The sequence below is a fragment of the Roseivirga sp. UBA1976 genome (assembly GCF_002336325.1).
In the GTDB taxonomy this organism is placed as follows: Bacteria; Bacteroidota; Bacteroidia; order Cytophagales; family Cyclobacteriaceae; genus Roseivirga; species Roseivirga thermotolerans.
Window position 1 is genome coordinate 1 of the sequence record NZ_DDDQ01000124.1, and the last position, 3847, is coordinate 3847.

General features: G+C 43.8%; 3 protein-coding genes. All 3 read left to right on the plus strand.

Features of this window, described 5'->3' with window-relative positions:
- A partial coding sequence (locus B3763_RS12290; protein ID WP_286746853.1) for a glycoside hydrolase family 65 protein occupies positions 1-2275 on the plus strand: 2275 nt, incomplete at its 5' end.
- A 146-nt stretch (positions 2276-2421) separates the two neighbouring features.
- Positions 2422-3192 (plus strand): LuxR C-terminal-related transcriptional regulator, encoded by a 771-nt coding sequence (locus B3763_RS12295; RefSeq protein WP_286746855.1) that lies wholly within the window; start codon positions 2422-2424, stop codon positions 3190-3192.
- Between the two features lie 144 nt (positions 3193-3336).
- Positions 3337-3847: serine hydrolase domain-containing protein (locus B3763_RS12300; RefSeq protein WP_286746858.1), on the plus strand; the 511-nt coding region annotated here is incomplete at its 3' end.

Here is a 3847-nt window from a genome sequence, read left to right on the forward strand (position 1 = left end):
TCCCTGGTCGATTATCGAAGAAGGGTTTGTGCCCGAGTATAATCAGATTTCCGAAAGCATTTTTAGCCTGGGCAACGGCATGTTTGGTCAGCGGGCTAATTTCGAAGAACAATATTCGGGAGAGAGCCTCCAAGGCAACTACGTTGCCGGGGTGTACTACCCTGATAAAACCCGCGTAGGCTGGTGGAAAAACGGGTATCCGGAGTACTTTGCCAAGGTGCTTAATGCAGCCAACTGGATTGGAATTCATATTTCTTTTGAAGATGAAGCTCTGGACTTGGCCACTTGCGAAGTGGAGCATTTTCGAAGAGAGCTCAACATGAAAGAAGGCTGGCTTAAGCGTGAGTTTACAGCCAAAATGCCTTCAGGTAAACGCGTAAAGGTAGAGGCCACCCGAATATGCAGTATGGCCAGAACCAAAGTAGGAGCACTGTCCTATCAGGTTACACCTCTCAACTTTTCCGGTGTAGCCCGAATAGTGCCATTTGTAGACTTTGATGTAATCAACGCAGATTCTAACTACGATGAAAAATTTTGGAATGAGCAGCATAGGAAAGCTTCGCACGATTTCAGCTATGTGGTAGCCAGTACCAAGAAAACCGATTTTTGGGTAGCTACGGGAATGAAGTTCAATATCTCCGGAGGTTTCTCCATGGAGTCTGCTCAGGAATTCGAGCGAGAGAAATATGTGGAAGTAGCAGTAACGGGTCGGGTAGAAGAGGGTAAGCCTTTGACCATAGAAAAGTATGCAGCCAATATTTCTTCCATGTATTTTGCCAAAACGCAGCTGGTAGAAGTATGTGAAAAAGAAGTGCTGGAGGCGGCTCAGGTCGGGTTCGATAAACTTCTGCTGGAACACAAAGAAGCTTGGGCAGCCAAGTGGCAAATGAGCGATATAGTGATTGATGGTGATGTTTCGGCACAGCAGGGTATTCGATTCAATATTTTTCAGCTCAATCAAACCTATACTGGAGAAGACGAGCGGCTTAATATTGGACCCAAAGGTTTTACCGGAGAAAAATATGGTGGAAGTACTTACTGGGATACTGAGGCGTATTGTCTGGCTTTTTACCTGGCTACGAGTGATAAACAAGTGGCCAGAAACCTAGTGTTGTACCGTTACAAACACTTGCAAAAAGCTATTGAAAATGCTCAAAAACTAGGTTTTACTAATGGTGCTGCTCTTTACCCCATGGTGACTATGAACGGTGAGGAATGCCACAACGAATGGGAAATAACCTTCGAAGAAATCCATCGCAATGGCGCCATAGCTTATGCCATTTACGACTACATAAACTATCATGGCGATGAAGACTACCTAATAGATTATGGTTTAGAAGTACTGATTGCTATTTCGCGTTTCTGGGCTCAAAGGGTACACTGGTCTAAACAAAAGGGTCAGTATGTAATGCATGGAGTTACAGGACCCAATGAATACGAGAACAACGTGAATAACAACTGGTACACTTCTAAAATAGCTCTTTGGACCTTACAGTATACCTTGGAAGGGCTTCAGAAATATAAGGGTACTACGCAGCTCAATGAGCTGTTTCAAAAACTCAATTTTAAAGAAGCCGAAACTGAAAAGTGGCAGCACATACTCGATAATATGTATCTGGGGTATGATGAAAAGAGAGGAGTGTTTTTACAGCAAGATGGTTTTCTGGATAAAGAGCTGATGCCTGTTTCAGATATTCCGGCAGGGCAGAGGCCAATTAACCAAAACTGGTCTTGGGACAGGATACTCCGTTCGTGCTTTATCAAACAAGCCGATACACTTCAGGGAATTTACCTTTTCGAAGATGAGTTCGATTTGGAAACCATTGAGCGTAACTTCGACTTCTATGAACCAATGACGGTGCATGAGTCGTCACTTTCGCCATGTGTGCATGCTATTCTGGCCTCGAAACTTGGTCGAAAAGAAAAGGCATACGAAATGTACCTTCGTACGGCCCGTCTCGATTTGGACGACTATAATAATGACACGGAAGATGGCTGCCATACCACCTCAATGGCTGGCACATGGATGGCCTTTGCTAAAGGTTTTGCCGGAATGAGGGTAAGGAACGGAGAGTTGTACTTCAGCCCATATCTGCCCGATCATTGGGATGGTTATTCCTTCAAAATAAAATTTAGAGAGAGAAACCTCACCATTAAGGCCACCACAGGCCACGTGACCATCATGAATGAGTCAGCCGATGATTTGGGGATTTATCTGTTCGATAAGAAGTATGAATTAGCAGGCAACGGAAAGATTGATGCGCCTATGAATTAGTGATCAGGGATAGGGTAATAAGAAATCAGTAGTTATCTACTGGTTTCTGATTAACTATTTCTTTTTTGCCTTGCTGTCTATCCAATGTCTATTCATCATAGCCTCCGGGCGTCACCTTATTTTCTTCAATTTCCATAAGTTTGAATATGCGTTGGAAAACTTTTCTTACCATAGTACTTATGGGCTTGTGTTTGGTCGTTTTAGGCCAGGAAAAGGATAGCACAAGTAAAAGGCCTCCCAATGTAGATGAAGAAAGTTGGCAGCGCATTCAGGAGGGGCGGTCAGAAACCCCGGAAGAGGCAGAGCGAAGGTTTCTTACCAATCGGGTTATGATGCGCGATGTAGGCATCACACTTCTGGCCACAGTGGGTATTTTGGTTTTTATCGCCATTAATTCCAGAAATAATCGTCAGCGAAACAGAAAGAAGCTGTATAAGTACAGGGTTCGGAGTACGCAGGCCGAAATGCGGAGTATTGAGCTAAAAAATGAACTCATCAAGTCGGAGCTATACGCTAAGGAAAAAAGGATGAACGAATTGCTCGATGTAATTAAGCAGAAGAACAAGAAGCTGGATGAACTCAACTCCAAACTTTCGGAAAAAGAAAAGATGGAAAAGGCTGATGTACTTAGTTCTGTTGCAGAAGCCTTTGCCTCAGAGCAGGAGTGGGAGAATTTCCGCATAAGCTTTGAGCAAATTCACAGCGGCTTCTTCGATAAAATACTATCTATTCATCCCACACTCACGGCCTATGAATTACGACTTAGCGCTTTATTGAGGCTCAACCTAAGTTCTAAAGAGATTGGGAATGTCCTTAACATTTCTGCCGGCAGTGTCAATACAGGTCGCTACCGTATGCGCAAAAAGATGGGGCTAACGGAAAATGATGATCTGGTTCGTTACCTCATGTCGGTTTAGTGTATGGTATACAGCCGTTATTGACTCTTATGAACGGTTAAAGTGACCTTCACCTCAATTAAGGGATTAATGTCTATTCCTTGTCTATCCTCAAATTTTTTGTTCCTCGGCCATTTTGGCTTGGTTTGAGGAAACGGAAAACGCATGAAATATCTTTTAGCTTTAAGCCAGGCAATCGCTTTGTTCTTCAATGCTCAGGCTCAACAAAACCTTAAAACGCTCGACTCTGTTTTAACCTTCCTTTCTTCGGAGCAAATGTTTCACGGGCAGGTGTTAATTGCAGAAAACGGAAAGACTATCTTTTCTAAGGCCTATGGTCGGCAAAGCAATGGAGAAGCCTACCTTACTACCACTCCCATCCACATACAGTCGGTGGCCAAGGGTATTACAGCCATCAGCATTTTACAGCTTAATGCGGAAGGAAAACTCAGCTTGCTGGATCCGATTGCACTATACCATCCTTCCATTCCCTACAAAGGTGTAAACCTGAGACACATACTGAACCATACCAGTGGTATGCCGCGTTTCTTTGAGCTTATATTTAAGGAATGGCCACACGACCGTTTTCTTACGGTCAATGATATGGTTCATCTGGTGGCTCAATACAGGCCCGACCCTCAAGGTGCTCCGGGAGCTCATGAAAACTACAACCAAA

Bases quoted from the DNA above. Each gene is read 5' to 3' on its own strand.
- B3763_RS12295 (WP_286746855.1), top strand. From the start codon at position 2,422: ATGCGTTGGAAAACTTTTCTTACCATAGTACTTATGGGCTTGTGTTTG.